Source organism: Arcobacter defluvii, assembly GCF_013201725.1.
Classification (GTDB): domain Bacteria; phylum Campylobacterota; class Campylobacteria; order Campylobacterales; family Arcobacteraceae; genus Aliarcobacter; species Aliarcobacter defluvii.
In genome coordinates, this window is record NZ_CP053835.1 from 1,893,346 (window position 1) to 1,909,579 (window position 16,234).

Here is a 16,234-nt window from a genome sequence, read left to right on the forward strand (position 1 = left end):
GGTTAATTAATAAATTGTATCCATATCAATAGTTGCATTGGGCGTTTGTACAGAATGTAGAGCTTGTAATAATGCTTTTATATTTGAAGAACGAAGAAGTATCTCATATCTATATTTATTTGACATTTTGAAAATAGGACTTTGACCAAAACCTACAACTTCAATATCTTTATTTTCTTTAAAAAGTTTTACATACGAATCCATTTCATCTTTAACTTTAAGACCATTTGAGTGAGAAAACATCACTTTTGCAAGTTTTAAAAATGGTGGATAAAAATCTTTTCTAAATTCAAGTTCTTCTTCCAAAAACTCTAAATAGTTTGACTCATTTAAATAGTGATTAAAAAAATCTTGATTTTTTGTTTGAATTATTACTTCACCTTCACCACTTCGTCCACTTCGTCCTGCTATTTGAATAAGTAGTGAGAGAGCCTTTTCCCTTGCTTTATATGAATTCATATTTAAAACTGAATCAATTCCTAAAACAACAGCAAGTTTTACATTATGATAATCATGCCCTTTTGAAAGCATTTGAGTTCCAACAAGAATATCTATTTTTCCATCATTAAAATCATTTAAAACTGTTTTTAATTGATTATCAGTTTTTATTTCATCTCTATCAAATCTTTTAATAGTTTTATCAGGGAAAATTAGTTTTAACTCCTCTTCAATTTGAGCAGTTCCAACTCTTAGATTATGAATAATTCCATTATTACAAGATGGACATGAATCTGGAATTTTTTGAGTATATCCACAATAGTGGCATTTTAAAGCCAAATCATTTTTATGTAAACTCATAGAAACAGAACAAAAAGGACACTCTACAGATTTTCCACAAGTTGTACAAATCTGATATTTAAAATTTGCTCGTGTAGGTAAAAATACAATTACTTGATTATTACTTTTTAACGTTTTATCTATTTTATCTATAACTTTTGAAGATAAATTTGCATCGCTATCTTCAAAACTATATAATTTTTTTGTTTTGTGATAAGTCTCATCAAGTCTAAAAAATGGGATTTTATAAAAAGAACTTGTACTTACAGTTGCACTTCCAAGAACAAGTTGTAAATCAAATTTTTTTGCTATATAAATTGCTAAATCTTTAGTATGAAATCTTGGTTTTGAATCACTTTTATATGAATCATCATTCTCTTCATCAACAACAATTACTCCAAGATTTGAATATGGTAAAAAAAGTGCAGACCTAGCACCTGCTATTAGTTTTATGCTTCCTTCTTGTAGACCTTTTAAAATCTCTACTTTCTTTTTTTTAGTAATTTTTGAGTGCCAAATAGCTACACTTTTTCCAAAAACTTTTTCTAATCTTTTTTGCATTTGTGGAGTCAAAGAAATCTCAGGCATCAATAAAACAGCTTGTTTTTGGTTATTTAGATGTTCTTCAATAATTTTTATATAAATTTCTGTTTTTCCAGCACCTGTATTTGCAAATAAAAGTGCTTGTTTTTTTTCTTTTAAAAATTCTTTTGCTTTTTCTTGAAAACTTGATAAAACTATTTTACTATCAAATTTTCCTTCTATTTCAATTTTATTTATATTTTTATCAAAAGCATTATAAACACTTAAAGCTTCGCCAAGAGAACAAACATAATATTGAGAAACAAAAGATGAAATTTGAAGCATTTTTTCATCATAAAATTCATTTGTAATTTCGTTTATATCAGTACATTTAAAAGTTGGTTTTTCCACTTCTTTTATGATTACAGCTTCATCTAAAACTTTTCTTTGTCTTAGTTTTATTAAAACCTTTGTTCCAATTTCAATTTTATTTTCACTTTGATATGTCAAATTATTTAGAGGTGACCTTAAAATTGCAACTTCATAAAAATACACTATTCTACCTCTTTACAAATATTTTCTTCACTTTTACAAACAAAAGTTCCATTTTCAAAAGCAAATAAAACAGAATTTGAAGGTAAATAAAAAGTATAATTTTTTGATGAAAGTTTTGACCAACTTCCTATCTTTTTTTCAATTGTATCAGTTGATGTAACTGAAAAATCAACTATTTTTGAAAAAAGTTTTTCTGCTTTTTTATTTATTGAAGCATCATCCAAAGAATCAATTTCATTTGAATTTCCTAAAAGTACATTTTTACTTTTTAGTTTTGTTATTCCGTTTTGAATTAAATATATCTCAGATTTCAATGATACTAAACTTGATTTATTATTTATTTGAGTTAATTTGGGAATTGAAAAAGAGATAATTATAGCTATTACTACTATTGCTATAATTATTTCTAATAAAGAAAAACTTTTGATATTAAAACCTTGCTAGTTTATTTGTAATATCTTCAACATCTTTTTTAAAAAGATGATAATCTTGAGATAATTGAAGATATGCTATCAATAAATCTTTTGTATCATTATTTTTATTTAAATCTAAATATTTAGTTAATTCTTTGTATATTTTTTCATCAACATTTACAGTATAAGCCATATTATTTATATGGAATGTAACTTCTTTATTCACTCTTTTGTGCCTTTATCAATGTTAATGTACTATCGATTCTTAAAAACATATCTTGATTATTTCTAACTAATTCATCATTTTCATTTTTTAACTTCTCAAGTTCCTGAATCAACGAAAGATTCTCTAACTTTAGCTTTTCATAATCATGAATTAATTTATCAATTTTATTATTTAATGTTTCTATTATTTCCATAAGAAGATTTTATCTAAAATTTCTTATTATTTAAGTTTAAAATATTTTTATTGAATCTTTTTTTTCTCATTTATGAAAATTTTTGCTACTTCATAAAGCATAGCAACTGATTTTCCCCATTGAGAATAATCATTAACATCGTCTAAATCAATACCAAAACTTATTGATATTTTTTCCATCAATTTTTGTTCGTTTATATTAAAACTATGATCTATATGAATCAAAATCATTAATTCTAAAATTACAATTCTTTTACTCGATTCAGATTTAAAGTCTTTTAAAATATTATCTAAACTAAAATTTTCCATATCAAAAGAATCAAGATTTTCAATTCCCATTTCTGTACAATATTCAGATATTATTTCTTCTTCTCTTTCCCCAAATTTATTATCAATTCTTGCTAAATAGTGAGCTAATTGCAAGAAAGAAAACTTTTCTTTAGATTGTAACTTCATTAATAACATTTATTCATTTCCTATTTATATATATTTGCATATTATAATAAAAATAAGTTAACAATCAATAAATAATATTTTATATAAATCTAAATAACACAATTCTTTCCAACTCTTTTTGCTTCATATAAAGAATCATCTGCTCTTGAAATTAAATTGTCAATAGATATATCACCTTTTTGATAGTGCGATACTCCCACACTAATAGTAAAATTAAACTCTTTATTTTTATTATACTCATTAATTTTATCAATAATTTTCATTGCAACTTTTCTTGCATCTTCAACATAAGTATTTGGTAATAAAATAACAAATTCATCACCTCCTAGTCTTATTATCAAATCATTGTCTCTTATACAATTTTTTGATATTTTAACTAATTCTTTAATCACAATATCACCAATTTCATGTCCAAAAGTATCATTTATTTTTTTAAAATCATCTAAATCTAATAAGAGTAAAGATAACTCTTTATTTTCTCTTTTTATTATTTTTAAATATTGTTCTGAAAAATTATAAAGATACCTTCTGTTGTAAGCACCTGTTAAAGCATCTGTATTAGCTAAACTTTCTTGATAAGCTCTCTTTGTCTCTTCTAAAATCAATTCTTTTGTTCTGTTATCTAACTCTTTTAGCATTTTTGTGAAATTACAACTTAATCTATCTATTTCAAAAATTCCACAAGATTCTAATTCAATAGATGCATCTTTTTTACCAAAAGTTTTCGTTAAATCTACAATTTTAGATAATGGTTGATTTATTTTATAAACAAAATTTTTTGCATTAAAAGAGATATAAAAAAATGAAATTAAATAAAATATAACTATTCCAAAAATAAGTATAAACTCCAAATTTCTACAATACTCAACTAAGATATTAATCTCTTTTAAAATCTCTTTTTCATCTATAAAACAAACTAAATAAAAGGAAGAATTTGATAATTTTTTTGAAAAGATTAAATAGTTTTCATTATCTAATACAATTTTTTCTACGATTTTTTCAGCTAAGATATCTTTAAAATAATAACTTATTTTGTAAGTATTATTTTTGAAAATATCATCATCTTTTTCTATACCTAAAAGATTTCCTAATTTTGTATTGGTAAATTTTATTTTTCCTATATTATCAAGAATTATTATTTTACCATTGTATGGATAATTTTTATTTGATAGATATTCTAAAAATTGTTCAGTTTTTATTTTTGATTGGTTATCAATCATTAAAGATATAAATGTTTCAAGATTACTTAAAATCAAATCTTTACTTTTATTTACTATATTTTTATTGACTATAAAATAAAAAGATATTAAAAATAATCCAATAAAAAATACTGATATAAAAGATGTTTTTAAATACTTTCTATAAAGTAACCTTTCTAATGTAATTTTTTTCATTTTAAAGCCTTTCATATAGACTCAATGAAAAAATAATATCACAAATTTAGAGAAAAAGCTAATAAATCATAAAACAGAATAAAAAATAATCTTTTATTCCATTTCTAAACTCATCAAAAACATATCCTCGCCATCTGTTACTTTTATATTTACACTTTGACATTTGGGGCAAGAAAACTCATGTTTTTCTAAAGTTGATTTTGTATTACAATCAAGGCATAAAATCTCTATTTTTTGAACATTTATCAAAAACTGAGCATCATGGCAGACGGTTTGTTCTTTAAAAGTATCAAAGGCAGTTTGAAGTAAATCAGGCTCAACTCCACTTAAAACTCCAATCTTTACTACTACTTTTGTAACTTTTTTTGCGTCATTTGCCTTTACGTGTTCTTCACAACTTTCTAATAATGATTGAACTATACTATATTCATGCACTAGCAAATCCTTGGAAGAAGTTCACCAGTTGGTGTATCTAAAAATCTTTTTGTACCCCAAGAACTATTTAAAATAACTTTTTGTGGATATTGAGAAGTTACTTTTCCTATGATACAAGCATTTGAAGCCTCAGGAAAGTTGTGTAAAACCTCTATTGCACGTGCTACATCATCTTTTGATATTGCAAGTACAAATGTTCCCTCATTTGCTAGATTTGTAGCTTCAAACCCTAGCATTTCACAAATTCCCTTAACCTCATCGCTAACTGGAATATTTTCTTCTTCTACTTCAATACAAATATTTGATTGTTTTGCCCACTCGTTTAACACTGCACTCACTCCTCCTCTTGTAGCATCTCTAAGAGCTGTAATTTTAACTCCACTATCAATAAGTGCTTTTACTTGAGGATATAAAGAGTTACAATCACTTTTTAAGTTTGAGTGCATATCCATACCTTCTCGCGCAGTAAAGATTGTAGCACCGTGAGCTCCAATATCCCTGCTTACAAGTATCAGGTCATCTTGTGTGATACTATTTGAGCTAATTCCACTATAAAGTATCTCTCCAATTCCAGTTGTATTTATAAAAATTTTATCAACTGCACCACGTGGTACTACCTTTGTATCTCCACTTACAATAATCGCTTCATTTTTAGCTAACTCTTCTTTCATAGAGTTTACTATGACTTCAAGTTGTTCTACTTCAAAGCCCTCTTCTATGATAACTGAACAAGTAAGATATTTTGGCTTTGCACCCATCATGGCTAAGTCATTGCAAGTTCCACAAATAGCAAGTTTTCCTATATTTGCTCCATTAAAAAAAAGTGGACTAACTGTAAAACTATCTGTACTAAAAGCAAGTTTTCCATTTTCTATGATAGCTGCATCTTCACTTTTTTCTAATATCTCATTTTTAAAAGCATTGTAAAATACCTTTGTTATTAGTTCATTGTTTTCAGCTCCACCATTTCCTTGGGCTAATGTAATTGTTTTTGTCATTTATCTGTTTTCCCTACTCTTACTATATTTTTTGCTTCCACCTTGTGATGTTTCTGCTGGATATTTAGCTTCATTTTTTGTCATCTTATTTAATATAGCTTCTTCAAGATTTATATCAAGCTTCATACAAATTCTTATAAGATAAATAGCAATATCTGCAACCTCTTCTTTTGTATGTTCTTTTACATCATCAGGTAAGTTTATTGACTCTTCAAAGTTTAACCATTGGAATATTTCATTTAACTCTCCAACTTCTCCACTTAAAGCCATAACTAGATTTTTTGGATTGTGAAATTCATCCCAATTTCTATCATCACTAAATTTTTGTATTCTATGTTTTATTTTTTCTATGTTCATATTTTAAATTCCTATATTTCCTAGACATTATCTAAAATTTTTATTGCTTTATCAAAATTTTTTTTCATCACTTCTATTCTATATAAAATTATAATAACAGAACTTATCGTATTTGATATTATTCTTCTTTGTCCATCTTCACCCCAAAAGAACTTATTCATATCAATATTATAATGTGCTAAATAATTTCTTGTACTATAATAAATAGCTAAATATTTTTCTAAAGATATTTCTGGTCTAAAACAAATTTCATTTAATTGAAACATACTATTTAATATATTTGATTGAATTCTATAGTTGCTCCACTTGATTCTTTTTAAAATATAAATTCTCTCATCTTTTTCAATTAAGTTATCTAATAACTTTAAAAGTTCATTTCCATTTGAATATTCTTTCTCTTTTATTCTAAAATTCTGAAAAAGAGTACTATCTTTTGCTAATTTCTCTAAACACATATCAAATTGTTTAATTGATATATAATTTTTAATAACTTCTTCAACACTTAATACAATACTTCTTGTTATAGCACCCATTGTATGTTCATTCATTTTATTAGCATTAAGTCTGTTATCAAGTTCTATACAAGAAAAAAGAATATCCTTATGCTTATCATTTTTTGTAAGTATTGACATAAAATCATTTATATCAATATTACTATTAAATAATTTATTTATCTTCGTTAAATATAATTCAAAATGATTTTTACTCTCTTCTACATACAGAGGTTTATAAATATATATTTCATGTAAAACTGAATAAGTACCTCTCATATACTTATAGACTTCTTCATATATTTCTTTTAAAGAAATTTCTTTATCAAGTAAAAGTACAATTGTTTCTTGTATATAAACTTCTATATTCCACATAAGTTTATATTTTTCATTATCCTTTAATTCTTGATGAAATCTATATAAGAAATTTAAATATTCATATAACTCTTTAGTTTCATATTCTGATTTTTTCAAATACTCTAATAAACTATCATGTAAAGAATTTTCTATATCAGAAACTTTTCCCAATTCTTTAAAATTGATATAATTTCTTACATTTCTTATAATATAATTTTTGTATCTTATTTCTGCAATATATTTAAAATACTCTAAATATTTATAAAATTCTTTTTCATTAATAAATCGTACTTTTTCTTTTTTTATACTAATGAGAAACAACAACCATTCAGGATATACAAGATGTTCAGTTGAATTAGCATTTGACTTATAAATATTTGATAAAATCATATTATTAATTTCATCAAATTCATATTTATAATTATTAATTACAAATAAATCTTGATGTATATATAACTTATGTTCTTCTATCATCTCTTTAATATCGTCATCATAATTATCATTTAGTTTATTTAATTTGTAATATTTTTTTAATTTTTTTTCATCAAAAAAAATTTTTGAATTAAGTATTTTAAATTCGCTATTCAATTCTATTTCAAATAAACTCACTGTTTTGTTCTCTTTTTTTTAATTTATCAAATTCCCATATTTATAATAAGCACTACAAGCACCTTCACTACTAACCATACAAGAGCCAACTGGGTTTGTTGGAGTACATACATTTCCAAAGATTTTACAATCAGTTGGTTTTGCAACTCCCATTAAAATCTCAGGGCATTTACAAGCTTTATTCTCTTTTACTTCGCTAGTTGGTAATATATCTTTATAAACTATTTTTGCATTATATTTACTATATTCATCTTTTAGTTCATAACCACTTTCTTCTACCTCACCCACTCCTCTAAATTTGAAAGGAACTTTTTTGAAGTATTTATTTATAAGCTCTTGTGCTTTTAGATTTCCCTCATAAGAAACAAGTCTTTTATACTCTACTTCTAAATTGGCTCTTTTTTCTTTAAACTGTTTTACTATCATAGAGATACTTTGCATCACATCTACTGGTTCAAATCCACTTACAACAACTGGTTTATTATAATCCCTTGGAAACTCTTCATATATTTTACTTCCACTTATTACGCTAACATGTGATGGTCCTAAAAAAGCATTTATCTTACAATCACTATTTTGTACTAATACACGCATAACTTCAGGAACTGTTATATGATTTATATGAAAAAGAATATTTTTTATATCTTGTTTTATAACTTGTTCTAGTAAAGCACAAGTCATTGGAGTTGTTGTTTCAAAACCAATTGCAAAAAATACTACTGTTTTATCTTGATTTTCATCTGCAATTTTAAGACAATCCATAGGAGAATAAACAAATCTTACATCAGCACCTTCACTTCTTGCCTTTTGTAAACTTCCCTTACTCCCTGGAACTTTTATCATATCTCCAAGTGTTACAAGTATTACATCTTTTTGAAGGCTCAACTCATAAGCACTATCTATTCTATCTTTTGGCATAACACAAACAGGACATCCTGGACCATGGATAAAGTTTATTTTTTTGTTTATTAGTTGTGGTATTCCATACTTCATAATAGTATGTGTATGTCCTCCACAAACTTCCATGATATTTATAGTTCCATCATAATCTTTTAAATCTTCATCAATGATTTGTTTAAATGCTTTTATAGTTTTAGCATCTCTAAAACCATCGTATAAATCTTTTAATTGTAATTCTTTTTCCATGATATTATCTATTTGGGCAATTTTCAGCTTCTTCAATAGTTGCTAAGCGATCATTTTCTTCCATCTTATCTATGATTTCTTGATAGACTTTTAAAGATTCTAAAGCATCCTCTTCATCTATTTTATTCATTGCAAAACCAATATGAATTAAAACATAATCTCCAATTTTTACATCTTGGTCTATTAAGTCTAAACTAGCACTTCTTTCAACTCCCATAGTATCAACTACGCAAGTGTTCATTTCTGTATCTATACTTTTAATTTTTGAAGGTATTGATAAACACATATACTTCTATCTCATCTTTCTTTTGAAATTAATCCAATCAATTACATTTTGAAGTGATTGTTTATCTTTGATATTTACTTCTAAAATATCTACATTTGGTTTTAGTTTTCTAGCTTCCATTTTCTCTTTTTCAATATCATAATCAAAATATGGAAGTAAATCTGTTTTTGTAATAAGTATTAAATCAGCACTTCTAAACATAACTGGATATTTTGCTATTTTATCTTCTCCTTCAGGAACTGAAACAAGAACGATATTTAAGTGAGTTCCCACATCATAAGATGCTGGACATACTAGATTTCCTACATTTTCCACAAAACAAACATCAATACCATCTAAAGAGATATCATGTAAACCTTTATGAACCATAAACGCATCTAAATGACATGCACTTCCTGTTTGTATTTGAACAGCATTTATTCCTTTTGCTTTTAATCTATCTGCATCCCTTGAAGTTTCTAAATCACCTTCAACTACTGCAAATTTAAAATCTACCATATCAGCAATATTTTCTAAAAGCGTAGTTTTTCCACTTCCAGGACTACTCATTAAGTTTATTCCTAAAACTTTATGATTATCAAAATGAGCTCTATTGTGAGCTGCTTCGTGGTCATTTTTATCTAAGATTTTTTGAATAACTGAGATTGTTTTTGCATCATTTAATTGAGGATTATGATGAAGTGTTTCGTGAGCTGCTTGGTGAGATGCACTATGTTCATGTGAATGATGTTCATGATGATGTTCTTGTCCTGCTATTGTACAACCGCAATCTTTACACATATATTTTTCCTTTTTGTTTAAACTATTTTTGGTGAATATTTATTCATTTTAAATAGTTTAACTCAAAAAGTCTAAATATCATATAACAATATTAAATCACTTATATATATTTAGAACAAGTTTTTAAATAAATTGTGCTGATGTTTCTTTTAAAATAGTATTTACATCATTTGCTTCACCATTATATTTAACAAGTTTTATACCTTGAGAAGTAAAAGAGTTTGCTGTATTTTTACATGCTTTTTTAACAACTATATAATTGCACTCTTTTAGTGCTATCCCCATTTTATTGTGTTCTTTTATATGTTCTTCATCATCATGAGCATGCTCACAAGCATGATCTTCTTCTGCATGGTCATGATCCAAATCAGTTCTTGGGTTTGTTATTATAGAATTTAACTTAAATGATTTAAATATTCCTGAACCTAATAAATCATATATAGCAAATTTTGGAGTATGTCCTGCATTATTAAAAAATGTCAAACTTTCATCTTTTACTGGAATTGCTATTTTCATTTTTGTACCACCTTATTTTTGTTTAAATATATCTTACCTTAATATTTAGATAATGCAATTATCACTCCATATAAAAATTTTATTATTTAATAATACAAAAATGATAAAATACTTCTTATGATTTGCCCAAACTGTAAAAATACTACCTTTTATATCCTTGCAGATGATTATATCAAATGCAAAACTTGTGCAAAAAAATTATCTCTAAAAAAAATAAAAAAAGATGAATCTATTATAAAAAAATTTTGTGAAGATAAAAATGCACTTGAAACAGCAAAAGAATTGAGATTAAATTACAAAACTGTAAAAGATAGATTTGATTTATTTAGAAAAAAAATTGCTATTTTTTTAGAAGAAGAATATCACAATTCAATAAAAGACTATACAGAATATGAAGAGTTTTATTATATAAAAGAAAGAGAAAAAAAGAAAAAAAGAAAATCTTTAAGCCAAGCAGTAAATATTATAGGTTTTTACTCAAATGAAAGAATCTACACTTTACTTATGCCAAAAGTTGGAAATCGAGCTTTTGATGTAGAAGATGGTTTTATTCAATATCTAAACTGGTATAAAATACACTCAAAAAACTCTCATCAAACAAAATTAAATGAATTTTGGAAATATCTTGAATCGAACCTAAAAAAGTATAAAGGTTTTGATGAAGATAACTTTTTTTTCTATTTAAAAGAATATGAATTTAAATTTAACTATCAAAAAGAAGAACAAATAGAGATACTAAATCAGTTATTTTTTCTTTCTTAAAAAATTATATTATAATTTTATTTTATCTTAATTATAATTTTTTTCTTCATACTTTAAGCTATATTTATGGTATTATTATATAAATTCACTTATTATTATATTTTTTCTTAAAAGGTGTTCTCATGTTAAAAAGTTTCTCAACGAAGAAGAAGTTATTTCTTTTACCTGTAACATTTATCATTATTGTTATTGTTTCAGCTTTTGTCTTTAGCTATTTTAATAGTATTTCAAATGGAAGAATTCATGTTGCTTCACAAACAGATTTGTTCATACAACAACTATTAAAAGGTCGTATTTCCGTCTATCAATTTCTTAGAACACCTAGTGAAAATACAGCCCAAAATGTAAAAAATGACTTCAAAGAGTTTGATAATTATGTTAACAGTTTAAAACCTCTATTGATTGAAAAAGAAAATATTGATTTATCAAATAAAATCTTAGAATTATCAAAAAAATACATTGAAAATTTTGATAAATTTTATTCTAAAAGAGTTACAGAATTTAATAATGATATATTAAAAGAAAGCCCTGAAGTTCAAAAAATAATAAAAGATATGGTTGATGTTGGACTTGAACTTGAAGATAAATTATCAATTATAAATAAAAATGCTATCGAATTAAAAAATTCATCAGAAATAACAATGAATAATGTTTTAATTATTATTGCCATAATAGCAATATTATTTTTTGTAACTTTCTCAATGTTTTTATCAAATCAACTAATTAACTCTTTAAATAATTTTCAAAAAGGATTATTAAGTTTCTTTGGTTATGTAAATAAAGAAAACTCATCAGTTGAAATGTTAGATGATAGTTCAAATGATGAATTTGGGAATATGGCAAAAGTTGTAAATGAAAATATTTTAAAAACAAAAACAACTATTGATTCAGATAATAAATTTTTATCAGAGATAAATGAAGTAGTTGAAGTAGTAAGAAATGGTTTCTTAAACAAAAGACTTGAAAATAAAGTTCAATCTGAAAGTATGGAAAAACTTAGAGTTCATATCAATGATATGTTAATGAGCTTACAACTTAGAGTTTGTACTAATATCAATGATATTTCTCATGCACTAGAAAGATATGCAAAACTTGATTTTACACATAGAATAAGAGGTTGTAATAGTGGAGTTACTGTTGGATTAAATAATCTTGCTGATATTATAAATGAAATGCTTGTTGAAAATAAATCAAATGGATTAACTTTAGGTGAAAGTAGTCATATATTACTTAAGAATGTTGATACATTAAATAAAAATTCAAATGAAGCTGCTGTTGCTTTAGAAGAAACTTCTGCTGCTGTTGAAGAGATTTCAAGTAACATTTCAAACAACACAGATAATATTATTCAAATGTCAAGACTTGCTTCAAGTGTTACAAGTTCTGTAACAAATGGACAAACACTAGCAAGTCAAACAACAAGTGCAATGAACGAAATAGACAAAGAAGTAAATGCTATAAATGAAGCGATTACAGTTATTGACCAAATTGCCTTCCAAACAAATATTCTTTCACTAAATGCTGCTGTTGAAGCTGCAACTGCTGGAGAAGCTGGAAAAGGATTTGCTGTTGTTGCACAAGAAGTGCGAAATCTAGCAAGTAGAAGTGCTGAAGCTGCACGTGAAATAAAAAATCTAGTTGAAAGTGCTACACAAAAAGCAGATCAAGGTAAAAAAATATCAGAAGATATGATAAGTGGATATAAAGCATTAAATGAAAATATTATACAAACTATTGAACTTATAAAAGGTGTTGAATCTTCAAGTAAAGAACAACTTGCAGGAATTGAACAAATAAATCATGCCATCAACTCTTTAGACCAACAAACACAAGAAAATGCACAAATTGCTTCACAAACATATAGTGTTGCTGTTCAAACAGACACTATTGCTAAATTAGTTCTTTCAAATGCAAATGACAAAGAATTTATAGGAAAAGATGAAGTAAAAGCAAAAGCACTTTCAACTAATGAAGATATTGAAACAAAAACAATAACTAAAAAAGAGATAAAAAAAGTAACTTCTTCGAAACCAAAAGATGAAATAAAATGTGCTAAAGTAGATGAAGATGAGTGGACAAGTTTTTAAAACTTGTTCATATCAGCTATTTTAAACCTCTGCCTAAAAACTCTGAAGCTTCTGTTATTATCATAAAAGCATCTGGATCATATTTTGTTATCAAATTTTTTAATAAATCAATTTTACTAGCTTCAACTGTAACATAAATAATAGTTTTATTTTGTCCTTGATGAAGTCCAATTCCTGTTAAAATCGTACCATGTTCTTCGATTCTTTCTCTTATTTGTTCTTTTAAAACTTCTACATTATTTGAAACAATATTTACTATTTTTTTAGAAGGACGCCCCGTTAAAATCATATCAATAACTCTAATCCCAACATAAACACTAAGCATACTATAAAGGGATTTATTTATATCGTTGTAAACAAAAACCGATGCAAACATAATAGTCGCATCAATAACAAGTAAAACTTCTGCTGCTTTATATTTTGTTTTTTTTGCAACTATTTCTCCAACAACCGAAGTACTTCCAGTTGATGCTCTTCCTTTTATTACAAAACCAACGCCTAAACCTATAAAAATCCCACCAAAAATTGCAGCCAATAAAATATCATTTGTCATCGGTTTTACGTGTAAAACTTCTTTTAAAACGTCTGTAAAAGTTGATAAAAGTACTACTACAATAAATGTTTTAAATAAATAGTATTTTCCAAAATAAACATAAGATAAAATCAAAAATGGAATACTTACCATTGCCATAAAAATACCTAAAGTAATTTGAGGAAAAAGTGCATGTAAAAGTAAAGAGATTCCTACTCCTCCACCTGTAATTATCTGATTTGGAGACAAAAAACATACTGTTCCAAATGCCATTGCTAATGAACCTAATACTATAAATATATAATGTTTTAAATTTATTTTTTTCATATTTTTCCTAATTTTTATTTAATTTTCCAGCTAAAAACCCACTTGAAAAAGACCATTGAAGATTATATCCACCGCAAGGTCCATCTATATTTACAACTTCCCCACAAAAATATAAACCATCTATTATTTTACTTTGCATAGTTTTTGAATCTATCTCTTTTAGTTCAACTCCACCTCTTGTAATCATGGCATTTTTAAATCCCTCATGACCTATGATTGTAAAAGGTGTCCAAGCCAAAGTTTTAACTAATTTTTCTCGCTTAATTCCCTCTATTTGTTTAAATCTCAAATTTAAATCAATTTCACAAATATTTAAAACTTGCGTTGCTACACTTGTTGCTAGTAAAGTTTCTAAATTTTCTAAGATAGTATGTGTTGAATTTTTTGCTATTTCATTTTTTAGATGAGAAAAAATCTCTTCTTCATTTTTCCCTTTTAAAAAGTTTATCAAAAGTGGAACTTCACTATGTTTTGCTAAAATAGGAGTAATTTCTCTAGCAAAATCCAAAATAACTGGACCTCGTAAACCTTCCTTTGTGAAAATCAAATCACCAACAAGTTTTAAGTTTTTGTATTTTGGAATATTTACTTTTAATATAGCTTTTGCGATTGTATCAGCTTTACAAGAAGCAAAGTTTTTCTCTTTTGTTATTAGTGGCATCATAGCTGGATGTGTTGAAGTGATTTTATGCCCAAAATCTTTTGCATAGATATATCCATCACCCGTTGCTCCTAAAATTGGATAACCCAAACCTCCAGTTGCAATGATGATATTTTTTGATTTATAGATTTTATCTTTTGAAGTAATGATAAAAATATCTTCTTCTTTTTTTATAGTTTCAATAGCAACTGAACACTCAACTTCCACTCCAACTCTTTCTAACTCTTCATCTAAAGCACTTAAAATTATACTTGAACTATGATTTACAGGAAATACTCTAAAACCATCCCTAGCTATTGTTTCAACTCCAATTTTGGCAAAAAAATCTCTTAAATCAGTTGCATTAAAAACTTCCAAAGCATGGCTCATAAAACGACCATTTTTACCAAACTTTGCCATAAACTCTTCAGTTGATAGAGTATTTGTAAGATTACACTTTCCTCCACCTGTTGCTTTTAGTTTAGCTGCAATTTTTGGAAGTTTTTCAAGAAGTAGTACCTTGTTATTTTCACTAGCACAACTAATACTAGCTAAGATTCCAGCAGGTCCGCCACCAAGTACTATACAATCATAAATATCATTCAAATCAATCTCTTTATATTTTTTTCGTATTATATATAAAGCTTTAAGTGCATCTTCTTAATACTATGATATTTTTAAGCCTACAATTCCAATCAAAATAAAAAGTATAGAGATAATTTTTTGAAAATTTAAAACACCATTTAGATAAAAATACTCTATTAAAACCAAACTAACTATTCCTATTGCACACCAAATTGCATAGGCAAAACTAACTGGTAATACTTTCATAGCTTTTGAAAGAAGAAAAAAACTTGAAATTACCAAACATAAGGTCAAAATAGTAGGAATTGGTTTTGAAAAGCCCTCGCTATATTTCAAACCAATTGCCCAAAAAGCTTCAAGAAGTCCAGCTATAAAAAGATAAATCCAAGCTACTGTTGTTGCTGACATAAGAAGTTTCTCCAGCTTCCTAAACTTGTTATCTCTTTTGAATTTTTAACATAATCTGCTTCACATAAAAAACCATAAACACTACTTTCATCTTCTAAAAATACCGTTCCTATTCCAAGTGGACTTGCTATTTGTTTCATAAACTTTCCAAAATTTTCTACTTTCATAGACCAAACTTCAAGTTCTAATTGACTTGAAACTCCACTATCATAAATCATTCCAGGTCGAATTGGAGTTTTATTTTCAAGTAAAAAAAGTCTATAACCTTTTTTTGTTTTGCATTTTTTTACAAAAGTGGCTTCCAAATCAGTTAATTGCCAATTTAAAGGCAAACCACTCATATGAGCTCCACAAACTCCTATTAAAATCTCATTTTCATTCAT

Annotated in this window: 20 protein-coding genes; 2 read left to right on the forward strand and 18 right to left on the reverse strand. The window is 26.1% G+C overall.

The features are described from left to right. Positions 1-6 precede the first annotated feature (6 nt). The 14 genes from ADFLV_RS09485 to ADFLV_RS09550 form a co-directional block, all read right to left on the reverse strand. Positions 7-1,854 (reverse strand): primosomal protein N', encoded by a 1,848-nt coding sequence (locus ADFLV_RS09485; RefSeq protein ID WP_129011306.1) that lies wholly within the window; start codon positions 1,852-1,854, stop codon positions 7-9. Beyond that, positions 1,854-2,168 (reverse strand): hypothetical protein, encoded by a 315-nt coding sequence (locus ADFLV_RS09490; RefSeq protein ID WP_129011307.1) that lies wholly within the window; start codon positions 2,166-2,168, stop codon positions 1,854-1,856. Before ADFLV_RS09490 ends, ADFLV_RS09485 begins: the two co-directional genes overlap by 1 nt. Before the next feature lie 115 nt (positions 2,169-2,283). Continuing rightward, positions 2,284-2,493 carry a hypothetical protein gene (locus ADFLV_RS09495; protein ID WP_014474509.1) on the reverse strand — a complete coding sequence of 70 codons (210 nt, stop codon included), beginning with the start codon at positions 2,491-2,493 and terminating at the stop codon, positions 2,284-2,286. Continuing rightward, the gene (locus ADFLV_RS09500) at positions 2,486-2,686 is read right to left on the reverse strand and encodes a hypothetical protein (RefSeq protein WP_014474510.1); all 201 of its coding nucleotides are present in this window, start codon (positions 2,684-2,686) and stop codon (positions 2,486-2,488) included. Before ADFLV_RS09500 ends, ADFLV_RS09495 begins: the two co-directional genes overlap by 8 nt. A gap of 47 nt (positions 2,687-2,733) precedes the next feature. After that, positions 2,734-3,150, reverse strand: coding sequence for a tellurite resistance TerB family protein (locus tag ADFLV_RS09505; protein ID WP_014474511.1), 417 nt, complete (start codon positions 3,148-3,150; stop codon positions 2,734-2,736). Between the two features lie 80 nt (positions 3,151-3,230). Beyond that, positions 3,231-4,535 carry a sensor domain-containing diguanylate cyclase gene (locus ADFLV_RS09510; RefSeq protein WP_164968515.1) on the reverse strand — a complete coding sequence of 435 codons (1,305 nt, stop codon included), beginning with the start codon at positions 4,533-4,535 and terminating at the stop codon, positions 3,231-3,233. Positions 4,536-4,628: 93 nt separating this feature from the next. After that, positions 4,629-4,970, reverse strand: a complete 342-nt coding sequence (hypA, locus tag ADFLV_RS09515; protein ID WP_129011309.1) for a hydrogenase/urease nickel incorporation protein HypA — start codon at positions 4,968-4,970, stop codon at positions 4,629-4,631. Further along, on the reverse strand, positions 4,970-5,968 hold the full coding sequence (hypE, locus tag ADFLV_RS09520; protein WP_129011310.1) for a hydrogenase expression/formation protein HypE: 999 nt from the start codon (positions 5,966-5,968) through the stop codon (positions 4,970-4,972). Before hypE ends, hypA begins: the two co-directional genes overlap by 1 nt. Further along, on the reverse strand, positions 5,969-6,325 hold the full coding sequence (locus tag ADFLV_RS09525) for a nucleotide pyrophosphohydrolase (RefSeq protein ID WP_129011311.1): 357 nt from the start codon (positions 6,323-6,325) through the stop codon (positions 5,969-5,971). A 20-nt stretch (positions 6,326-6,345) separates the two neighbouring features. Then, entirely contained in the window at positions 6,346-7,782 is a 1,437-nt protein-coding gene (locus ADFLV_RS09530) for a hypothetical protein (RefSeq protein WP_129011312.1), read from the reverse strand. 18 nt (positions 7,783-7,800) lie between these two features. Further along, on the reverse strand, positions 7,801-8,928 hold the full coding sequence (gene hypD / locus ADFLV_RS09535; RefSeq protein ID WP_129011313.1) for a hydrogenase formation protein HypD: 1,128 nt from the start codon (positions 8,926-8,928) through the stop codon (positions 7,801-7,803). A gap of 4 nt (positions 8,929-8,932) precedes the next feature. Further along, positions 8,933-9,214, reverse strand: a complete 282-nt coding sequence (locus ADFLV_RS09540) for a HypC/HybG/HupF family hydrogenase formation chaperone (protein WP_129011314.1) — start codon at positions 9,212-9,214, stop codon at positions 8,933-8,935. A 6-nt stretch (positions 9,215-9,220) separates the two neighbouring features. Further along, positions 9,221-9,994, reverse strand: a complete 774-nt coding sequence (gene hypB / locus ADFLV_RS09545; RefSeq protein WP_129011315.1) for a hydrogenase nickel incorporation protein HypB — start codon at positions 9,992-9,994, stop codon at positions 9,221-9,223. Between the two features lie 123 nt (positions 9,995-10,117). Next, the gene (locus tag ADFLV_RS09550) at positions 10,118-10,510 is read right to left on the reverse strand and encodes a NifB/NifX family molybdenum-iron cluster-binding protein (RefSeq protein WP_129011316.1); all 393 of its coding nucleotides are present in this window, start codon (positions 10,508-10,510) and stop codon (positions 10,118-10,120) included. A gap of 117 nt (positions 10,511-10,627) precedes the next feature. Here ADFLV_RS09550 and ADFLV_RS09555 point away from each other — a divergent pair, with 117 nt between their 5' ends. Further along, complete coding sequence (locus tag ADFLV_RS09555) at positions 10,628-11,272, forward strand: hypothetical protein (RefSeq protein WP_129011317.1); 645 nt, start codon at positions 10,628-10,630, stop codon at positions 11,270-11,272. Between the two features lie 122 nt (positions 11,273-11,394). After that, entirely contained in the window at positions 11,395-13,359 is a 1,965-nt protein-coding gene (locus ADFLV_RS09560) for a methyl-accepting chemotaxis protein (RefSeq protein ID WP_129011318.1), read from the forward strand. A gap of 16 nt (positions 13,360-13,375) precedes the next feature. Here ADFLV_RS09560 and ADFLV_RS09565 read toward each other — a convergent pair whose 3' ends face one another. Genes ADFLV_RS09565 through ADFLV_RS15120 form a run of 4 tightly spaced genes read right to left on the reverse strand, consistent with a single transcriptional unit; the run spans position 13,376 to position 16,234 of the window. Further along, complete coding sequence (locus ADFLV_RS09565) at positions 13,376-14,218, reverse strand: YitT family protein (protein ID WP_129011319.1); 843 nt, start codon at positions 14,216-14,218, stop codon at positions 13,376-13,378. A gap of 7 nt (positions 14,219-14,225) precedes the next feature. Next, positions 14,226-15,464 (reverse strand): BaiN/RdsA family NAD(P)/FAD-dependent oxidoreductase, encoded by a 1,239-nt coding sequence (locus ADFLV_RS09570; RefSeq protein WP_129011320.1) that lies wholly within the window; start codon positions 15,462-15,464, stop codon positions 14,226-14,228. 60 nt (positions 15,465-15,524) lie between these two features. Beyond that, positions 15,525-15,851, reverse strand: a complete 327-nt coding sequence (locus tag ADFLV_RS09575) for a DMT family transporter (RefSeq protein ID WP_129011321.1) — start codon at positions 15,849-15,851, stop codon at positions 15,525-15,527. Further along, complete coding sequence (locus ADFLV_RS15120) at positions 15,833-16,234, reverse strand: allophanate hydrolase-related protein (RefSeq protein WP_129011322.1); 402 nt, start codon at positions 16,232-16,234, stop codon at positions 15,833-15,835. Before ADFLV_RS15120 ends, ADFLV_RS09575 begins: the two co-directional genes overlap by 19 nt.